We start from the raw sequence: 16085 nt of genomic DNA on the forward strand, positions 1-16085 counted from the left end.
CGGCGCAGTCCGAGGCTGCTTTTCCGATGCCCTATTCCCTTTTCCCGATTACGCCCCTAAAATACCCCGTTTACCGCGCACGACTCTCGTGCGCCTGCCGCTGATTCGGCAATTCTGGAGTTTTACCATGGTCAAGATTCGTCTTTCGCGCGGTGGCGCCAAGGGCCGTCCGTTCTACCACGTCGTCGTGACCGATCAGCGCAACAAGCGCGACGGCCGCAACATCGAGAACGTGGGCTTCTACAACCCGGTCGCGGCGGGCAAGGACAAGCGCCTTGAGCTGAACGTCGCGCGCGTGCAGGAGTGGGTCGGCAAGGGTGCCCAGTTGACCGACAAGGTCGCCGCCCTGGTCAAGGAAGCCGGCAAGCAGCAGGCTGCCTGAAGTGGCGGCAGCCGGTCGGCGCGTCCTGATCGGACGCATCGTCGGGCTGTATGGCGTGCAGGGCTGGCTGAAGATCGAATCCTTCGCCGAGCCGCGCATGCGCATCTTCGACTACCAGCCGTGGCTGCTCGGTGCCGCGCCCGGCACGGAGACGCAGGTCAGCGGAGTGAGGGGTCGTGCGCAGGGCAAGGGCATGGTGGCCCATCTGCCCGGGGTGGACGACCGGGAGCAGGCAGCGGCGCTGGTCGGTGCCGACATCCATGTCGCCCGCGAGCAGCTGCCGCCGCCGGCGCAAGGCGAGTATTACTGGGTCGATCTCGAAGGACTTGAGGTCGTCACCACGGAAGGCGTGAAGCTGGGGCGGGTCAGTCACCTGTTCGCCACCGGTGCCAACGATGTGGTGGTGGTGAGGGACGGCGAGCGCGAGCGGCTGGTCCCCTTCGTCCAGGGTTCGTATGTGCGTTCGGTGGACTTGTCCGCAGGGCGCATGGTGGTGGACTGGGATCCCGAGTTCTGACGTCGCCGGGTCGCGGGCTGAGGGGGTCGAGGATCATGCGCATCGATGTCGTCAGCCTGTTTCCCGACTTCGTGCGCCAGTGCGCCGCCGTCGGTGTGGTGGGACGCGCGCAGCAACGCGAGCTGCTGCAGGTGGAAACCTGGAACCCGCGCGACTACGCCACCGACAAGCACCGCAGCGTGGACAGCGGCTCGTATGGCGGCGGTCCCGGGATGGTGATGATGATCGAGCCGTTGCGCACGACCCTGGCGGCCATGCGCGCGGCGGCACCGGAACCGGTGCATCTGGTTTATCTCAGTCCGCAGGGAGTGCGGCTGACGCAGGGCCGGGTGGAGGCGCTGGCGAAGTTGCCGCGCATCGCTCTGCTCTGCGGGCGTTACGAAGGTGTGGACGAGCGTCTGCTGGCGCACGAGGTCGACGAGGAGCTTTCCATCGGCGATTATGTGCTGTCCGGCGGCGAGCTCGCCGCGGCGGTGGTCATCGACGCGGTGGGGCGCTTGCAGGAAGGTGCGTTGCACGATGCACAGTCGGCCGAACAGGATTCGTTCGCCGACGGCCTGCTGGATTGCCCGCACTATGCGAGGCCGGTGCACGATGCACTGGGTAGCGTGCCGGACGTGCTGCTGTCCGGCGACCACGCGGCAATTGCCCGCTGGCGCCTGAAGCAGTCGCTGGGACGCACCTGGTTGCGCCGCCCGGACTTGTTGTCACAGCGTGGACTGGATGCGGCATCCCGGGCCTTGCTGGATGAATTCCGCCGCGAACATGCCCAAGCCGGGCGTTTGCGGCAAGACGATGCGGCCGAATGACGACCGCAGCATTGATATCGCTGAAGTGAACCGACAGGTGCGCCATGAACAAGATCATTGAACAGTTCGAATCCGAGCAGATCACCCGCCAGCTGCCGGAATTCAGCCCCGGCGACACCGTGGTGGTCAACGTCAAGGTGAAGGAAGGCAACCGCGAGCGCGTGCAGGCGTTCGAGGGCATCGTCATCGCCAAGCGCAGCCGCGGCCTGCATTCGGCCTTCACCGTGCGCAAGATCTCGCATGGCACCGGCGTGGAGCGCGTGTTCCAGGCGCACAGCCCGGCCATCGACTCGGTGACCGTGAAGCGCAGGGGCAAGGTGCGCGGCGCCAAGCTGTACTACCTGCGTGGCCTGGAAGGCAAGGCCGCCCGCATCAAGGAAGACGTCGCCGCTGCCGCCGCCGCCAAGGCGAACGCGAAGGCTGCCGCCGCCGAGTAATCCGCTGCGCCATCGCTGCATGAAAAACCCGCGGAGCGATCCGCGGGTTTTTTCGTGCTTGCGGGGTGGCGTGCGGCAGGTTTTGCCGGAAGGGGTTACTCCAGGCGCTGCGGCTGCTGCAGGAAGTTGCCCTGCACGAAATCCACGCCGCAGGCGAACAGCAGCGAGGTACTGGTGGCGTCCTCGACCCATTCGGCGATGGTCTGACGCTTCAGCTCGTGGGCCTGCAGGCAGATTTCGGAGACCTTCTTCTGGCTTTCCGGGTGCTGCGGCAAGTCGGCCATGTAGCTGCGGTCGATCTTCAGGTAGTCCGCGTCGATGTGGTTGAGCAACTGGAACGAGTTCAGGCCCGAGCCGAACTGCTCAAGCGCGAAGCGGCCGCCCAGCTTCTTCCAGCCGTTGACGAACTCCTGGGCCGGGCGCAGCAGGGTCATCACCTTGCTCTCGGTCATCTCCAGCACCAGCTGGCCGCGCTTCAGCCCCGCCAGCTTGAGCCGATCGCCCAGCCACGCCAGCAGGGTGTCGTCCTGCAGCGAGGCAGCAGTGAGCTTGACGAAGAACGTGGTCTGCTGGCCCTGGCCTTCACGATCCTGCAGCGCCTTGATGGTCTGGTCGAATACCCAACGGTCGATTGCGCCGGTGAGGCCGTGTTTTTCGGCGATCGGCATGAAGAAGCCGGGCAACACCTCGCCCTGCGGGCCGTTCATGCGCAACAGGATTTCCGAATAGTCGCCCTCGGCGTCCTGCAGGCTGATGGTCTGCTGGTGGTAGAGCAGCAGGCCTTCGCCGGTGAGTGCGTTGCGCAGCAGTTCCAGCCAGTAGCGCTCGCGTTCCTCGTCGGCCTTCTCGCGCGCGGCCGGGTCGTGCAGTTCCACCTGGCTGCCGCCGAGGCTCTGCGCGGTGCGCAGGGCCTGGCTGGCCTGGTTGAGCAACAGTTCGGTGTTCGCGTTCTTCTCGCCCAGCAGGCTGCCGCCGATGCTGGCGGTGACCGTGATCGAGCGCGAGCCGGCGTCGAAGATCTCGTTGCTGACGCTGTGCTGCAACTTGGCGATCCACTCCCTGATCGCCTCGTCCGGGCGCGAGTCGAGCACCACGCCCAGGGTGTGTTCGGCGAGCATGCCGGCGACGTCGTCGGCGCCGAGCAGCATGCGGATACGGTCGGCGAATCCGGCCAGCAGTTCGTCGGCCTTGCCCAGGCCGATGCCGCCCACCAGCGAAGCCCAGTTGTCCGGCTCGATCAGCAGCAGCGACTGGCCCTTCTTGCCCTTGGCCGCCGCGGTGACGGCGTCGTCGATGGATTCCAGCATGCGGGCGCGATTGAACAGGCCGGTGACCGGGTCGCGCTGCAGTTGCTCCAGCACGGCCTGGTCGACCTGCTGGCGACGGAACACGATCTGCAGGCAGGGTTCGCCCTCGAACGTGGCCGGCGCGAACTCCACCGTGGCGTCGAACTGGCTGCCGTCGGCGCGGCGCGCATGCAGGGTGAGCTGGGACGGCGTCTTCTCCTGCCGTGCGTGGCCGCGCAGCAGGGCCTTGAACTCGTCGGCATGGGTCGAGTCGATCATGTCCAGCACCGGCAGCCCGAGCAGGTCGTCGAAGCTGTCGTAGCCGAACGTTTCCAGGTAGGCCTGGTTGGCGCGCACGTGCATGCCCTCGTGCACGTACGCGATCGCGTCGGTGGACGAGTCGAGCAGCGCGTCGCAGCGCCGCTCCGATTCGCGCAGGGCGGTCTCCAGGCGGCGCACCTGGCGGCGCGTCTGCAGCGAGTCGAACTCGCGCTGCAGTACCGCGATCAGCTGCTTCGGCTGGCTGCGCGAGGCGACGCCGCGGGCGCCATGCACGAACAGCTCTGCCACAACTTGGTTGTCGATCGAGTTGACCAGGCCCAGCAGCGAGTAGTCGCGGCCGTAGGCATCGAGCACTTTGACGGCGTCCTCCAGGCTGATGCTGGTGATCGCCGGGTCGAACATCACCACGTCCGGTTCCAGCTCGTTCACCGCAGCCTGCATCTGTTCCACATTGGTGGCACGGGCCGGCCGCACGGCAATGCCGGTATTGCGCAACAGGCTGATGATCTGCTCGGCCTCTTCCAGCGAGCTTTCGACGAAGAGGATCTTGATGACGTAATCTTTTTTCATGGGGCGTGATGCTGTCCGTTGATCATCGCAGGCGGTACCGGGCGGTCTGCGCATTCAGCCGCGATGACTGTTTGTAACGGATTCCGCCGGCAGCCGCCAGCGGGAAAACCGTGCAACAGGCACCGCTGCCCGGTTTACAGGGGACGCTTGGAGGCGTCGCCGCCCACCTCGCGTACCAGCCGGGGCACCAGGTAGCCCGGCAGGCGGGCACGCAGGGCCTCCATCAGCGCCAGTGCGCGGCTGTCGTCGACCTCGAAGTGCGCCGTGCCCTGCACGCGGTCGAGCTGGTGCAGGTAGTACGGCAGCACGCCGGCGGCGAACAGCCGCTCGGATAGGTCGGCCAGGGTATCGGCACCGTCGTTCACCCCCTTGAGCAGCACCGACTGGTTCAGCAGCGTGGCGCCGGCTTCGCGCAGCCTGGCACAGGCAGCGTCCACGCTGGCGTCGAGCTCGTTCGCGTGGTTGGCGTGCAGCACCACCACTTTTTGCAGGGGCAGCGACGCCAGCCAGTGGATGAAGGCGTCGTCGATGCGCTCGGGCAGCACCACGGGCAGGCGGCTGTGGATGCGCAGGCGGGTCACGTGGGGGATGTCGGCCAGTTCCTGCGTCAGCTCCTCCAGCTTGCCGGTGGCCAGCGACAGGGGGTCGCCGCCGGAGAGGATCAGCTCGTTGATCGACGGCGTGCGGCGCAAGTGCTCCAGTGCCTCCCGCCAGTGGTTGCTGGCGGCCATTTCCTCACCGTAGGGAAAGTGGCGACGGAAGCAGTAGCGGCAATTCACCGCACAGCTGCCGCTGGCGATCAGCAGGGCGCGGCCCGCGTACTTGTGCAGCACGCCGCGTGCCTCGCGCGCCGCCATGTCGCCGACTGCGTCGACGACGAAGCCGGGCACCTCGTCCAGCTCGGCCAGTTGCGGCAGCACCTGCAGCAGCAGCGGGTCGCGCGGGTCGCCATGGCGCATGCGGGCGACGAAGCCGCGCGGCACGCGCAGCTGGAAACCGGCGTCTGCCGGCGGCAGCTGGTCGGCGAGGTGCTGCAGTCCGAGCAGGTCCAGCAGTTCGCCAGCGTCGGTGACGGCTTCGCGCCACAGCTGGCGCCAGTCGGCGGCCGGGGCGTCCGGTGTAATGCGTGCGGCAGGGCTTGCGGTTATCATGTGTGGCCTTGTCTGGGCCGGCCGGCCCGTCAAACCACCTATTTTAGCTGCCGGCAGCGGCGCAAGGGCCCGTTTCGGGCCCTTGAACATTGAAATTCACATATCGGAGCTCACTGCATGGCCACTTACGGTCTCAACGACGTCAAGAACGGGGTGAAGATCATCGTCGACGGCGATCCCTACGTCATCGTCGAGGCGGAGTTCATCAAGCCGGGCAAGGGGCAGGCGTTCACCCGCATCCGCATCCGCAACCTGCTCAACGGCCGCACCACCGAGAAGACGCTGAAGTCGAGCGAGTCGTTCGAAGGCGCTGACGTGGCCGATACCGACATGCAGTACCTCTACAGCGACGGCGAGTTCTGGCACTTCATGCAGCAGGAGACGTTCGAGCAGCATCAGGCCGACAAGGCGGCCGCCGGCGACGCCGCGAAGTGGCTGAAGGGCGAGGAGGAGTGCGTGGTGACGCTGTGGAACGGCCGGCCGATCGCGGTGCAGCCGCCGAACTTCGTCGAGCTGAAGATCGTCGAGACCGATCCGGGCGTGCGCGGCGATACCTCCGGCGGCGGCGGCAAGCCGGCCAAGCTGGAGACCGGCGCGGTGGTTCGCGTGCCGCTGTTCGTAGGCCAGGACGAGGTGATCAAGGTCGACACCCGCACCGGTGAATACGTCAGCCGCGTCAAGTGACGAACCGGCGCGCGGGCATTCGCCCGCGCCGTTGCCGGTGCGTCATCCCGGTGCAAGCCGGGATCCAGTGAAACACTCGTGCGCAGCGCGCCTCACTCTTTGCACAAGCAGCCGCAGCAACATGGGATCCGGACCTGGTCCGGGATGACGGACATGGGGCGGGCGCTGCACGGTGCACCGCCCTTTCTCGTGTCCACCCCTTGCACAGTGAGTGAACGATGAACCAGCCCCCCCAGCCCGTCGACCTCCTCATTGAAGCCCGCTGGGTGGTGCCGGTCGAGCCGCATGCCGTGGTGCTGGAGAACCATGCGGTGGTGGTGCAGGACGGGCGCATCGCGGCACTGCTGCCGATCGCCGAGGCGCATGCCGCCTACGCGCCGCGCGAGCGCGTTTCGCTTGCCGAGCACGCGCTGATCCCCGGCCTGGTCAACAGCCACACGCACAACCCGATGACCCTGCTGCGCGGCCTGGCCGACGACCTGCCGCTGATGGTATGGCTGCAGCAGCACATCTGGCCGGCCGAGGCGAAGGTGATGGGGCCGGAGTTCGTGCGCGATGGCGTCGAGCTGGCGGTGGCCGAAATGCTGCGCGGTGGCACCACCTGCGCCAACGAGAACTATTTCTTCCCCGACGTGATCGGCGCCACCTACCGCAAGCTGGGTTTCCGCGCGGTGGTCGGCCTGCCGGTGATCGAGTTCCCCACCGCATGGGCGAAGAGCCAGGACGAATACTTCGAGCGCGCCGGCGAAGTGCACGACAGCTTCCGCGGCGACGGCCTGATCAGCACCGCGTTCGTGCCGCACGCGCCGTACACGGTGTCGGACGAGAGCTTCGAGCGCATCCGCGTGCTGTCCGACCAGCTCGACATCCCGGTGCATCTGCATACGCACGAGACCGCGCACGAGGTCGAGGACGAGAAGGCCAAGAGTGGCCTGCGTCCGTTCCAGCGCCTGCAGAAACTGGGCCTGGTCAACGACCGCCTGATCGCGGTGCACATGACCCAGCTGACCGACGGCGAGATCGCCGCCTGCGCTGCCGCCGGCGTGTCGGTGGTGCACTGCCCGGAGTCCAACCTCAAGCTCGCTTCCGGCTTCTGTCCGGCCGAAAAGCTGCGCGCGGCCGGCGTCAACGTGGCGCTCGGCACCGACGGCTGTGCCTCCAACAACGACCTGGACATGTTCGGCGAGATGCGCACTGCCGCGCTGCTGGCCAAGGCGGTGGCCGGCGACGCTGCCGCGTTCGATGCGGCGTTCGCGCTGCGCGCGGCCACGCTCAACGGCGCCAGGGCGGTCGGACTGGAGGCGAAGATCGGCTCGATCGAAGTCGGCAAGCAGGCCGACTTCGCCGCCGTGCGATTGAGCGACCTGGAAACCCAGCCGCTGTTCCACGTCGTCTCGCAGCTGGTCTACGCCACCGGCCGCCACCAGGTCAGCGACGTGTGGATCGCCGGCAAGCGCAAGCTGGCCGCGCGCGAACTGACCGGCATGGACACCGCCGCGATCCTGGAGCGCACGCACGCCTGGCGCGAACGCATTGCCTCGGCCTGAACCGGAGTCTTTCGATGAACCGTTACCTGGTCCTGCTGATCCGCCGGCCGCACCTCGACCCGGCGGTGGTGCCGCTGCACCTGGCGTTCCTGCAGGGCTTGCGTGCAGAAGGCCGGGTGGAACTGTCCGGCGGCTTCAGCGACAAGTCCGGCGGCGCCTACCTGCTGCACGCGGCCGACCTCGCCGAGGCGACCGCGATCGTGCACGACGATCCCGCCCACGTCAGCGGCGGCTGGGACATCACGGTGTACGAGTGGCAGGTGGTTTGATCTTTGCGCTCCTCCATGGGTGCGAAAATCAGGAAGCGGCCATCCATGGCCGCACTTTCCAATAAACTCACAGGTTCACCGTGGACTCGAACATGACCGCCGCCAACGTCAACCCCGACGAGATCGCCCGCTTCGACAGCCTGGCGGCACGCTGGTGGGATCCCGACGGCGAGTCGCGCCCACTGCACGACCTCAATCCGGTGCGCGCCGCCTATGTCGCTGTCCGCGTCGACCTGCGCGGGGCGAACGTGGCCGACGTCGGTTGCGGCGGCGGCCTGCTCAGCGAGGCGCTGGCGCGCGCTGGTGCGAAGGTCACCGGCATCGACCTGGGCGAGAAGGTGATCGATGTCGCGAAGCTGCACCTGCATGAGTCCGGGCTCGATGTCGACTACCGCGTGCAGTCCTCGGCCGAGTTGGCTGCGGCCGAGCCGGCAGGTTTCGACGCGGTGTGTTGCATGGAGCTGATCGAGCATGTGCCCGACCCGGCGGCGCTGGTGAACGACCTGGCCGCGCTGCTGAAGCCGGGCGGGCGGCTGTTCATGTCCACCCTCAACCGCACGCCGGCCGCGTTCGGCGCGGCGATCGTGGGTGCGGAATACGTGATGCGCCTGCTGCCGCGCGGCACCCATCACTACGCGCAGTTCCTCAAGCCGTCCGAGCTGGGCCGCCTGCTGCGCCACGCCGGGCTGGAGCTGGAGGACGTCTCCGGGCTGGCCTACAACCCGCTCAACCGCAAGGCCCGGTTGAGTTCGACCACCGCGGTCAACTACGTGCTCAGCGCACGCAAACCGGCATGAAGCCCTTGCCCGGAAACATCCAGGGCGTGCTGTTCGACCTCGACGGCACCTTGCTGGACAGCGCACCCGACCTGTACGCCGCCTTGCAGGTGCAGTGCGCGGAAGAGGGCGTGCCGCCACCGCCGTATGCGCCGGTGCGCGAGGTGGTTTCGCGCGGTGCGCGTGCGGTGCTGCGCTGCGCGTTCGCCGATCGCGGCGAAGACGGGCTGGTCGCGCTGGTGCCACGCTACCTGCAGTTGTACCAGGACGTTATGGTGCGGCAGACGCGTGCGTTCGAGGGTATCGACGAGCTGCTGGCGCGGATCGAGGCACACGGCCTGCGCTGGGGCATCGTCACCAACAAGGCGGGCTTCCTCGCCGATGAGCTGGTGGCGCGCATTGGCTGGGCCGGGCGCGTCGACGCGGTGGTGTGCGGCGACACCCTGGCCGTGAAGAAACCCGATCCGGCGCCGGTGCTGCTGGCTTGCGAACGCGCCGGCGTAGCGCCTGCGCAAAGCCTGTTCGTCGGCGACGATCGCCGCGACGTGCAGGCCGGCGCGGCCGCCGGCCTGTACACGGTGGCGGTGAGCTGGGGCTACCTCGATGGCGGCGATCCGCACACGTGGGGAGCCGACGCCGTGCTGGACCATCCGGCCGAGCTGGCCGAACTGCTGAAATTGCAACCGGTGTCGGCATGATCGAATTGGTCGAACAGAACGCGGTGCTGCAGGGCTTCATCGACAAGTGGCTGGCGGTGCAGCCGCGCCAGCGCGTGGCGCTGGCCTTCGTCGACGGCCGGCGCTACCCCGGCCACATCGCGCTGGCCGCGCTGGAACAGGAACTGCTCGGCGCCGCCTACGGCATTCGCGAGCCGCAGGTGGCCACCGCCAAGCTCAACTGGTGGGCCGAGGAGCTGGCCGGCGCGCCGGCCAGCGGCGGACGCCATCCGCTGAGCCAGGTGCTGTTCGACGACGAGCGCGCGCATGCCATCGCCAGCGAGCTGTGGCTGGCGCCGGTACTGGCCGCGATGGCGCAACTGGAGCAGGGCACCGCCGCCGACTTCCCCGCGCAGGTCGAGGCGGCGTTGCCGCTGCACGGTGCGCTGGCCGCACTGGAAACCGCCTGGTGGTATGGCGCCGAGGCGTCGCCGGCGCGGGCATCGCGGGTGGCCGTGCTGAACCATTTGCTGCATGCGCTGTTGCGCTTGCCGCAGGATGTCGAGCGCGACCGCCTGCCGCTGCCGATGGCGCGGCTGGCGCGGCATGGCCTGAGTCGCGTGCAGTTGCGCAGCCACGGCGCGGCGCGGCAGCAGGCGATCAAGGCGCAACTGGACGACCTGCTGGCCAGCTGGCAGGAGTCGGCCACGCTGGCCGGGTCGCTCAGCGTGTTTCGCGCGCTGGAATCGCGTCACGCCTGTGGCCTGGCGCGACGCGCGGCGCGCGCCGGCGACGCGCTGGCGGTGCTGCAGGCCGGCCAGTCGCGTACCGCGCTGACCACCGCGCTGCAGGCCTGGCAGGCCGCACGTGCATGGCGCCGCTACGTGGCGTAAAACGGCCACGGACGCAGTGTTTCCGCCACGCCACTATTGCGTGGCCGCCCGCCTGCCCCAAGATTGTCTGCTTCACGGCGACCGCTCGCCGATGCCAGGATTCCCCGCCATGCCGAACCAGGAAAACACCGCCCGCCTGTTGCCCGATGTCGCCGTGCACGCGCAGCCGCATCTTGCCGGTGCGCTGGACTGGGTCGGCATGGCCGACATCCAGGTGCCGGTGTTGTTCGACGCCGGCGATGGCCACGCGCAGCGTTCCAGTGCCCGGGTCGGCGCCTTCGTCAATCTGAACCGGCCGGACAAGCGCGGCATCCACATGTCGCGGCTGTACCTGCAGGTCGAGCAAGCGCTGAGCACGCAGACGTTGAATGCGTCGATGCTGCATGCGCTGCTGCGCGGGTTCCTCGAATCGCACAAGGATCTGTCCGACCGCGCCTGCCTCAGCATCCGTTTCGAGCACCTGGTGCGCCGTCCCGCGCTGAAAAGCGCCAACAGCGGCTGGCGCGCGTACCCGGTGTGCATCGAGGCCAGCCTCACCGGTGACGAGTTCCTGCTCGAGTTCGGCACCGAGGTGGTCTATTCCTCCACTTGCCCGGCCTCCGCCGCGTTGTCGCGCCAGCTGATCCAGGACCAGTTCGCCAGCGACTTCGATGCCGGCAAGCCGCTCGACCATGCCGCGGTGCTGGCCTGGCTCGGCAGCGAGAAGGGCATCGTCGCCACGCCGCATGCCCAGCGCAGCGTGGCGCGGCTGCGCATCCGCCCGGTGATCGGCGCGGGCTTCAACCTGATCGGCCTGATCGACCGCGTCGAGCGCGCGCTCGGCACACCGGTGCAGACGGCAGTGAAACGTGAGGACGAGCAGGCCTTCGCGCTGGCCAACGGCGGCAACCTGATGTTCTGCGAAGACGCCGCCCGGCGCATCCAGAAGGCACTCGATGCCGATGCCGCGCTGGGCGATTTCCACATCCGCGTCGAGCACCAGGAAAGCCTGCACCCGCATGACGCCGTGGCCTACGCAAGCAAGGGTGTGGAAGGCGGCTACGGCTCCACGCCGTGACGATTGCTGCCGCTTGCGCCGGCCCGGCATCGGCGGCCATCCCGAGGTAACCGTGCTTCACGCGAGACAGCGTGGGGACGGCGGCCTTGTGGCGACGAGTCCGCATTCCAGAACGCTCAGTGCGCCTCGGGAGAATGTCCCCGGTGGCGGCAGCGGGAAAAATGGAAGTGCTCGGGCACCGGGTCCTCGCCGCCCTCGCACAGCGGCTGGCAGCGCAGCAGGCGCCAGCCAGCCAGCAGGCTGCCGCGCCATGGGCCGAAGCGGGTGACCGCAATGCGTGCATAATCGGAGCAGCTGGGGTGGAAGCGGCAGCGCGGACCCAGCAGGGGACTGAGCCAGCGCTTGTACAAACGCAGCATCCACAGTATCAATCGGGTCAGGACGTTCACGGTGCCGAAGCGGCCAGCGGCGGGTAGTGGTACAAGTATTCCAGATGCGAGCTTGCTGGTGTAGGACACATGGGCTATAACACCCGGCCGCCACGGCCAAAAACGGTGAAGGGATATGGCGAAAACGACGCGTAGTTCGACCGCCGCCAAGGCGCAGAAGGGCAAGACTTCGACAGCGGCCAGGACCGCCGGCGCGGCCAGGGCGGCGGCGAGCAAGGGGCGAACCGTGAAGAGCGCCGGCAAGGCAGCCGCGAAGACCGTTCGCGGCGCGAACGGCAAGGCGGCGCCGAAGAAGGCCGCCACCCGGCCGGCCGCTGCGAAGAAAACGCTCGCCAAGCCCGTGGCCGGGAAGGCCGTTGCCAAGTCATCCGCGAAGAAACCCGCCGCGAAGAAACCAGCCGTGAAGAAACCAGCCGCGAAGAAACCAGCCGCGAAGAAGGCGGCCGTGAAGAAAGCCGCGGTCAAGAAGGTGGTGGCGAAAAAAGTCGTAGCGAAGAAACCGGTCGCGACGAAACCGGTAGCGAAGAAGGCACCCGCGAAAAAGGCGGTCACTCGGAACATCCGGCCGGCGAATGGCGCCGCTGCGAAAACGGCAGCGAAGCCGGCGACGCGGGTGGTCGCCGGCAAGGCGCCGCCGGCCAAGACCGTGGCGAAACAGGTCGCCAAGCCGGAAACCAGGCCGGCTGCAAAACCCGTCGCAAAACCTGCTGCAAAACCTGTCGTCAAGCCGGTACTGGCGGCTGTCAAAAGCGTATCCCCGGCACCCGCCAGCACCCTGTTCAAGGGCAAGGTGGCGAGTGCAACCGCCATGGTGACACCGCGTGCAGCCCCGGCCGCCGCGGGCCATGCCTCTTCCCCCAAAAGCCCGAAAAACTCGTCGTCCTCAATGAATAAATCCGCTGCAAAGAAACTCGACAACGGCATCACCCGCGAAGACGGGCGATACGCGCTGCCGTCCACCAGCAACATCACGTTGCCCAAGGGTTACCACCCCTCGCCGAGCGAGGAGTACATGAACCCGATGCATCTGGCCTACTTCCGCAACAAGCTGCGCGACTGGCGCGACCAGCTGGTGGAAGAGTCGCGCCAGACCATGGACAACCTGCGTGAGGAGGTGCGCGACGTCGGCGACGAAGCCGAGCGTGCCACCCGCGAGACCGAGAATTCGCTGGAGCTGCGTACCCGCGACCGCTACCGCAAGCTGATCTCGAAGATCGACAAGGCGCTGCGCCGGATCGAGGAAGGCAGCTACGGCTTCTGCGAGGAGACCGACGAGGAAATCGGCATCGACCGCCTCGACGCTCGCCCGATCGCCACGCTGTCGCTGGACGCGCAGGAGCGTCGCGAGCACCTGCAAAAACAGATGGGCGACTGATCACCGCGCCGTCCCTGCGGCCGGGGATGGCGTCGTTGTCCGCATCCAAGATCAGCAAAACCCCCGAGCCTCGTGGCTCGGGGGTTTTGTTTTCCCGGGCGGGCTCGACGCTAGAACTGGTAGCGCAAGGTCAGGTTCGCGCCACGCGGCGCACCCGGCAGGTTGAGGTTCGGGCTGGTGCCGTGGGCGGACACGATGTAGCGCGTGTCGAACAGGTTGGTCAGGTTGAGCTGCAGCGAGACCGGCCCGGTGCGGTACTGCGCCATGAGGTCGGCGGTCACGTAGCCGGGCAGGGTCACCGTGTTGCCCGGGTTGGCCTGTCGCGCACCGACCAGGTTCAGGCCGCCGCCCAGTTGCCAGCGCTGCGCAAACGCGTGGGTGATCCACAGGTTGCCGCTGTTGCGCGGGGTGAGGGTGGCGCGCTTGCCCTGGACCGGACGCCCGGCATCCATCGCCACGGAACGGATGACGCGCGCATCCAGCCAGGCGTAGCCGGCGAGCAGGCGCCAGCCGTCCGCCAGGTCCGCGGCGGCGCTGAGCTCGACGCCGCGCGTGCGTTGCGTGCCGATCGGCAGCACTTTGTGCGTGACCGGATCGGTGGCCTTGATGCCGCTGCGTTCCAGCTCGAAGAGCGCGGCGTTGAAGGTGACGCGTCCATCCAACAGGTCGTATTTCGCCCCGACCTCGGTGTTGTGCGTGCGCTCCGGTGCGATGTCCGCATTGCTCGCGGCGAGCGCGAACGCCTCGCCGGAAGGCTGGAACGAACGGCTCCAGGACAGGTAGTAGGACTGCGTGGCCGAAGGCTGCCAGACCACGCCCGCGCGCGGGCTCAGCGCCTTGTCGGTGCGCGCGAGGTTGCGCTGGCCCGGCAGGTGATTTTCCGTACGCTGGCGAAAGCGGTCGTAGCGCACGCCGAGCAGGGCCTTCCACTGCGAGCCCAGGCTCAGCAGATCCTGCAGGTAGACGGCGCTGGCGTCGAAGATGCCGAGGTTGTCGGCGGCCGGCGCGCGAGACACCTGCAGCGGCAACACCGGCAGCACGGGATGGAACAGGTCGACCACCGCCACGCCGCTGGCGCTGCGATTGAGCAGGGCCTTGTCCTGCCGCCCCAGTTCCAGGCCGTAGAGCAGGTCATGGCTGAGCGCGTCGCCGGCCAGGTGCTGGCTGAGTTCGGTCTGGTTGAACCAGCCGTGTTCGTGCCGATCCACGTTGGAGCGGTTGAGCGAAACGGTTCGCGCGCTTTCGTCGACGCTGCCCGGAAGCGTATTGTTGCGGTCGAGCTTGTAGTCGTACCAGCGTGTGGCGTTGCGCAGGGTCAGGTCGTCGCTGAAGGCGTGGGTCAGGGTTGCGGTGGTCGAGCTCACGGTGGACTCGCTGGTGTCGACGTCGCGCGCATTGGCCGCGCCGTAGTAGGTGCCCCTCGGCACGTCGACCGGGCGTCCGTGCCAGGCCGGAATGCCGAAATCGGTGACACGGCGGTCCTTTAGGTAATCGGCCTGCAGCAGCGTGGTGTCGCTGCCGGGGTGCAGCAGCACCGAGGGAGCCACGGCACGGCGTTTGAGGAACTGCGGGTCGCGGTAGCCGTTGGCATCCTCGACCGCGCCGGTGAGACGCCACGCGCTGCCGGCGTCGCCAAAGCGCCGCCCGACGTCCAGCTCGCCGCGGCGATCGGCCCAGCTGCCGTAGCTGAGCGCGAGCTGGCCACCGTCAGTGCCGGGCTGCCGGGTGATGCGATTGATCAGGCCGCCCGACGAGCCACGCCCGTACAGCACCGACGCCGGTCCCTTCAGCACCTCGATGCGCTCAATGTTGGAGAGGTCGCGGAAGTACAGCGCATCGTCGCGCAGGCCGTCGACGAACTGGTCCGCGATCGCGGTGAAGCCGCGGATGGAGACCTGGTCGCGCTGGCCGTCACCGGTCGAGAAGCCGACGCCGGGCACGTTCTTCAGTGCATCCTGCATCGACGTGGCGTGCTGGTCGCGCAGCACGCTGGCCGGCACCACGTTCACCGTCTGCGGCACGTCGCGCAGGGCGGCGTCGATTTTGGTGGCGCTGGTGGCGTCCGGCACGCGGTAATCGCCGGGATGGGTGGCCTGCACGTTGACGCCGGGCAGCAGCTTGGCTTGGTCGGCGGAAGCTTCGTCGGCAACGGCCCGGGGCGAGCCCAGGATGGCGAGCAGGGCGAGGGAGAGAGGCAGCAGGCGCATGGCGAAATCCTGGGCAGCCGTGGGCCACGCGCGTCCCTCGCGGGGGCGCGATGAGCACACAGGGGATGGCGCCGGGCCGGCGTGGCGCTGGCTGGCTCAGGCCGCGGCGAACGGATGGAACGCTTTCATCGTTGCCGGCCGGAAGCAGCCAGCAAGATGTTGCGAATTATTCTCATTTTCACAAATGGCGTCAACACTGCAGTGGATCGACGCCGTGCGGTGCGCAGCGAGCACCGTTGCGGGCGATAGGCAATGCGGCGAAGAGAGCAAAAGGTGCGTGGCGTCTCCGCTTCGTGCGATCAGCCGCCGCCCGCCGCGGCGGCGTAGCCCTTCAATTTGGCCAGCATCGCGGCCAAACCGTTCGAGCGGGTCGGCGAGAGGTGCTTGGCCAGGCCGATCGTGCCGATGAAGGCCGGCTCGGTGACGAGGATCTCCGCGGCCGGGCGGTCGGAGTAGACGCGCAGCACCAGCGCGATCAGGCCCGACACGATCGCCGAGTCGCTGGCCGCTTCGAAATGCATGCATGACGCATCGCCACTGGGCACCAGCCAGACCATCGACTGGCAGCCGTGCACGCGGTATGCCTCGGTCTTGTACTCATCCGGGAACGGCGGCAACTGCCGGCCGAGATCGATCAGGTACTGGTAGCGTTCGGTCCAGTCGCCGAGGAAGGCGAATTCCTCGGTGATCTCCTGCTGCGCCTGCTCGGCGCGGGTGGTGGCGGTAGCGTTCATGCGCCCATTATCGCGCGGAGCGGGGCGGGAAATGAAATGCGCAGGAGCGCACCCTGTGCGCGAT

Annotated in this window: 17 protein-coding genes; 12 read left to right on the top strand and 5 right to left on the bottom strand. The window is 67.8% G+C overall.

The window, feature by feature from the left end; translation table 11 throughout:
* The first annotated feature begins 127 nt into the window (after positions 1–127).
* From rpsP to rplS, 4 genes are read left to right on the top strand one after another with little or no spacing between them, the layout of a single operon-like run.
* The gene (gene rpsP / locus RHOOR87_RS0108635) at positions 128–382 is read left to right on the top strand and encodes a 30S ribosomal protein S16 (RefSeq protein ID WP_007510510.1); all 255 of its coding nucleotides are present in this window, start codon (positions 128–130) and stop codon (positions 380–382) included.
* A gap of 1 nt (position 383) precedes the next feature.
* Positions 384–899: a ribosome maturation factor RimM gene (rimM, locus tag RHOOR87_RS0108640; RefSeq protein ID WP_007510513.1), complete on the top strand. Its 516-nt coding sequence runs from the start codon at positions 384–386 to the stop codon at positions 897–899.
* 35 nt (positions 900–934) lie between these two features.
* Complete coding sequence (trmD, locus tag RHOOR87_RS0108645) at positions 935–1708, top strand: tRNA (guanosine(37)-N1)-methyltransferase TrmD (protein WP_007510515.1); 774 nt, start codon at positions 935–937, stop codon at positions 1706–1708.
* Positions 1709–1752: 44 nt separating this feature from the next.
* Positions 1753–2145 carry a 50S ribosomal protein L19 gene (rplS, locus tag RHOOR87_RS0108650; RefSeq protein WP_007510517.1) on the top strand — a complete coding sequence of 131 codons (393 nt, stop codon included), beginning with the start codon at positions 1753–1755 and terminating at the stop codon, positions 2143–2145.
* 95 nt (positions 2146–2240) lie between these two features.
* Here rplS and RHOOR87_RS0108655 read toward each other — a convergent pair whose 3' ends face one another.
* Together RHOOR87_RS0108655 and epmB are read right to left on the bottom strand one after the other, a co-directional pair.
* Entirely contained in the window at positions 2241–4283 is a 2043-nt protein-coding gene (locus tag RHOOR87_RS0108655; protein WP_027484795.1) for a GGDEF domain-containing phosphodiesterase, read from the bottom strand.
* Between the two features lie 134 nt (positions 4284–4417).
* Complete coding sequence (gene epmB, locus RHOOR87_RS0108660; RefSeq protein WP_027484796.1) at positions 4418–5434, bottom strand: EF-P beta-lysylation protein EpmB; 1017 nt, start codon at positions 5432–5434, stop codon at positions 4418–4420.
* A 117-nt stretch (positions 5435–5551) separates the two neighbouring features.
* Here epmB and efp point away from each other — a divergent pair, with 117 nt between their 5' ends.
* From efp to folE2, 7 genes are all read left to right on the top strand, one after another.
* Complete coding sequence (gene efp / locus RHOOR87_RS0108665; RefSeq protein WP_027484797.1) at positions 5552–6118, top strand: elongation factor P; 567 nt, start codon at positions 5552–5554, stop codon at positions 6116–6118.
* 218 nt (positions 6119–6336) lie between these two features.
* A complete protein-coding gene (locus tag RHOOR87_RS0108670) occupies positions 6337–7665 on the top strand; it encodes a TRZ/ATZ family hydrolase (protein ID WP_027484798.1) in 1329 nt (442 codons plus the stop codon).
* Positions 7666–7679: 14 nt separating this feature from the next.
* Positions 7680–7934: a YciI family protein gene (locus RHOOR87_RS0108675; protein WP_007510534.1), complete on the top strand. Its 255-nt coding sequence runs from the start codon at positions 7680–7682 to the stop codon at positions 7932–7934.
* Positions 7935–8026: 92 nt separating this feature from the next.
* On the top strand, positions 8027–8731 hold the full coding sequence (gene ubiG / locus RHOOR87_RS0108680) for a bifunctional 2-polyprenyl-6-hydroxyphenol methylase/3-demethylubiquinol 3-O-methyltransferase UbiG (protein ID WP_007510536.1): 705 nt from the start codon (positions 8027–8029) through the stop codon (positions 8729–8731).
* Positions 8728–9408, top strand: coding sequence for a phosphoglycolate phosphatase (gene gph / locus RHOOR87_RS0108685; protein ID WP_007510538.1), 681 nt, complete (start codon positions 8728–8730; stop codon positions 9406–9408). The genes ubiG and gph overlap by 4 nt, the downstream gene beginning before the upstream one ends.
* Complete coding sequence (locus RHOOR87_RS0108690) at positions 9405–10259, top strand: squalene/phytoene synthase family protein (RefSeq protein ID WP_007510540.1); 855 nt, start codon at positions 9405–9407, stop codon at positions 10257–10259. Before gph ends, RHOOR87_RS0108690 begins: the two co-directional genes overlap by 4 nt.
* A 109-nt stretch (positions 10260–10368) precedes the next feature.
* Positions 10369–11316 carry a GTP cyclohydrolase FolE2 gene (gene folE2, locus RHOOR87_RS0108695; RefSeq protein WP_007510543.1) on the top strand — a complete coding sequence of 316 codons (948 nt, stop codon included), beginning with the start codon at positions 10369–10371 and terminating at the stop codon, positions 11314–11316.
* 116 nt (positions 11317–11432) lie between these two features.
* Here folE2 and yidD read toward each other — a convergent pair whose 3' ends face one another.
* A complete protein-coding gene (yidD, locus tag RHOOR87_RS20340) occupies positions 11433–11675 on the bottom strand; it encodes a membrane protein insertion efficiency factor YidD (RefSeq protein WP_231381747.1) in 243 nt (80 codons plus the stop codon).
* Positions 11676–11820: 145 nt separating this feature from the next.
* Here yidD and dksA point away from each other — a divergent pair, with 145 nt between their 5' ends.
* The gene (dksA, locus tag RHOOR87_RS20615; protein WP_196806976.1) at positions 11821–13080 is read left to right on the top strand and encodes an RNA polymerase-binding protein DksA; all 1260 of its coding nucleotides are present in this window, start codon (positions 11821–11823) and stop codon (positions 13078–13080) included.
* Between the two features lie 110 nt (positions 13081–13190).
* On the opposite strand, the gene RHOOR87_RS0108710 is transcribed toward dksA, so the two are convergent.
* Complete coding sequence (locus tag RHOOR87_RS0108710; RefSeq protein WP_027484800.1) at positions 13191–15287, bottom strand: TonB-dependent siderophore receptor; 2097 nt, start codon at positions 15285–15287, stop codon at positions 13191–13193.
* Positions 15288–15586: 299 nt separating this feature from the next.
* Complete coding sequence (locus RHOOR87_RS0108715) at positions 15587–16021, bottom strand: SufE family protein (protein ID WP_007510551.1); 435 nt, start codon at positions 16019–16021, stop codon at positions 15587–15589.
* Positions 16022–16085 lie beyond the last annotated feature (64 nt).

The organism is Rhodanobacter sp. OR87, assembly GCF_000473345.1.
GTDB lineage: Bacteria > Pseudomonadota > Gammaproteobacteria > Xanthomonadales > Rhodanobacteraceae > Rhodanobacter > Rhodanobacter denitrificans.

Coding starts and splice junctions, on each gene's coding strand:
- rpsP (WP_007510510.1), top strand. CDS start 128: ATGGTCAAGATTCGTCTTTCGCGCGGTGGCGCCAAGGGCCGTCCGTTC.
- trmD (WP_007510515.1), top strand. CDS start 935: ATGCGCATCGATGTCGTCAGCCTGTTTCCCGACTTCGTGCGCCAGTGC.
- rplS (WP_007510517.1), top strand. CDS start 1,753: ATGAACAAGATCATTGAACAGTTCGAATCCGAGCAGATCACCCGCCAG.
- RHOOR87_RS0108655 (WP_027484795.1), bottom strand. CDS start 4,283: ATGAAAAAAGATTACGTCATCAAGATCCTCTTCGTCGAAAGCTCGCTG.
- epmB (WP_027484796.1), bottom strand. CDS start 5,434: ATGATAACCGCAAGCCCTGCCGCACGCATTACACCGGACGCCCCGGCC.
- efp (WP_027484797.1), top strand. CDS start 5,552: ATGGCCACTTACGGTCTCAACGACGTCAAGAACGGGGTGAAGATCATC.
- RHOOR87_RS0108670 (WP_027484798.1), top strand. CDS start 6,337: ATGAACCAGCCCCCCCAGCCCGTCGACCTCCTCATTGAAGCCCGCTGG.
- RHOOR87_RS0108675 (WP_007510534.1), top strand. CDS start 7,680: ATGAACCGTTACCTGGTCCTGCTGATCCGCCGGCCGCACCTCGACCCG.
- ubiG (WP_007510536.1), top strand. CDS start 8,027: ATGACCGCCGCCAACGTCAACCCCGACGAGATCGCCCGCTTCGACAGC.
- gph (WP_007510538.1), top strand. CDS start 8,728: ATGAAGCCCTTGCCCGGAAACATCCAGGGCGTGCTGTTCGACCTCGAC.
- RHOOR87_RS0108690 (WP_007510540.1), top strand. CDS start 9,405: ATGATCGAATTGGTCGAACAGAACGCGGTGCTGCAGGGCTTCATCGAC.
- folE2 (WP_007510543.1), top strand. CDS start 10,369: ATGCCGAACCAGGAAAACACCGCCCGCCTGTTGCCCGATGTCGCCGTG.
- yidD (WP_231381747.1), bottom strand. CDS start 11,675: ATGCTGCGTTTGTACAAGCGCTGGCTCAGTCCCCTGCTGGGTCCGCGC.
- dksA (WP_196806976.1), top strand. CDS start 11,821: ATGGCGAAAACGACGCGTAGTTCGACCGCCGCCAAGGCGCAGAAGGGC.
- RHOOR87_RS0108710 (WP_027484800.1), bottom strand. CDS start 15,287: ATGCGCCTGCTGCCTCTCTCCCTCGCCCTGCTCGCCATCCTGGGCTCG.
- RHOOR87_RS0108715 (WP_007510551.1), bottom strand. CDS start 16,021: ATGAACGCTACCGCCACCACCCGCGCCGAGCAGGCGCAGCAGGAGATC.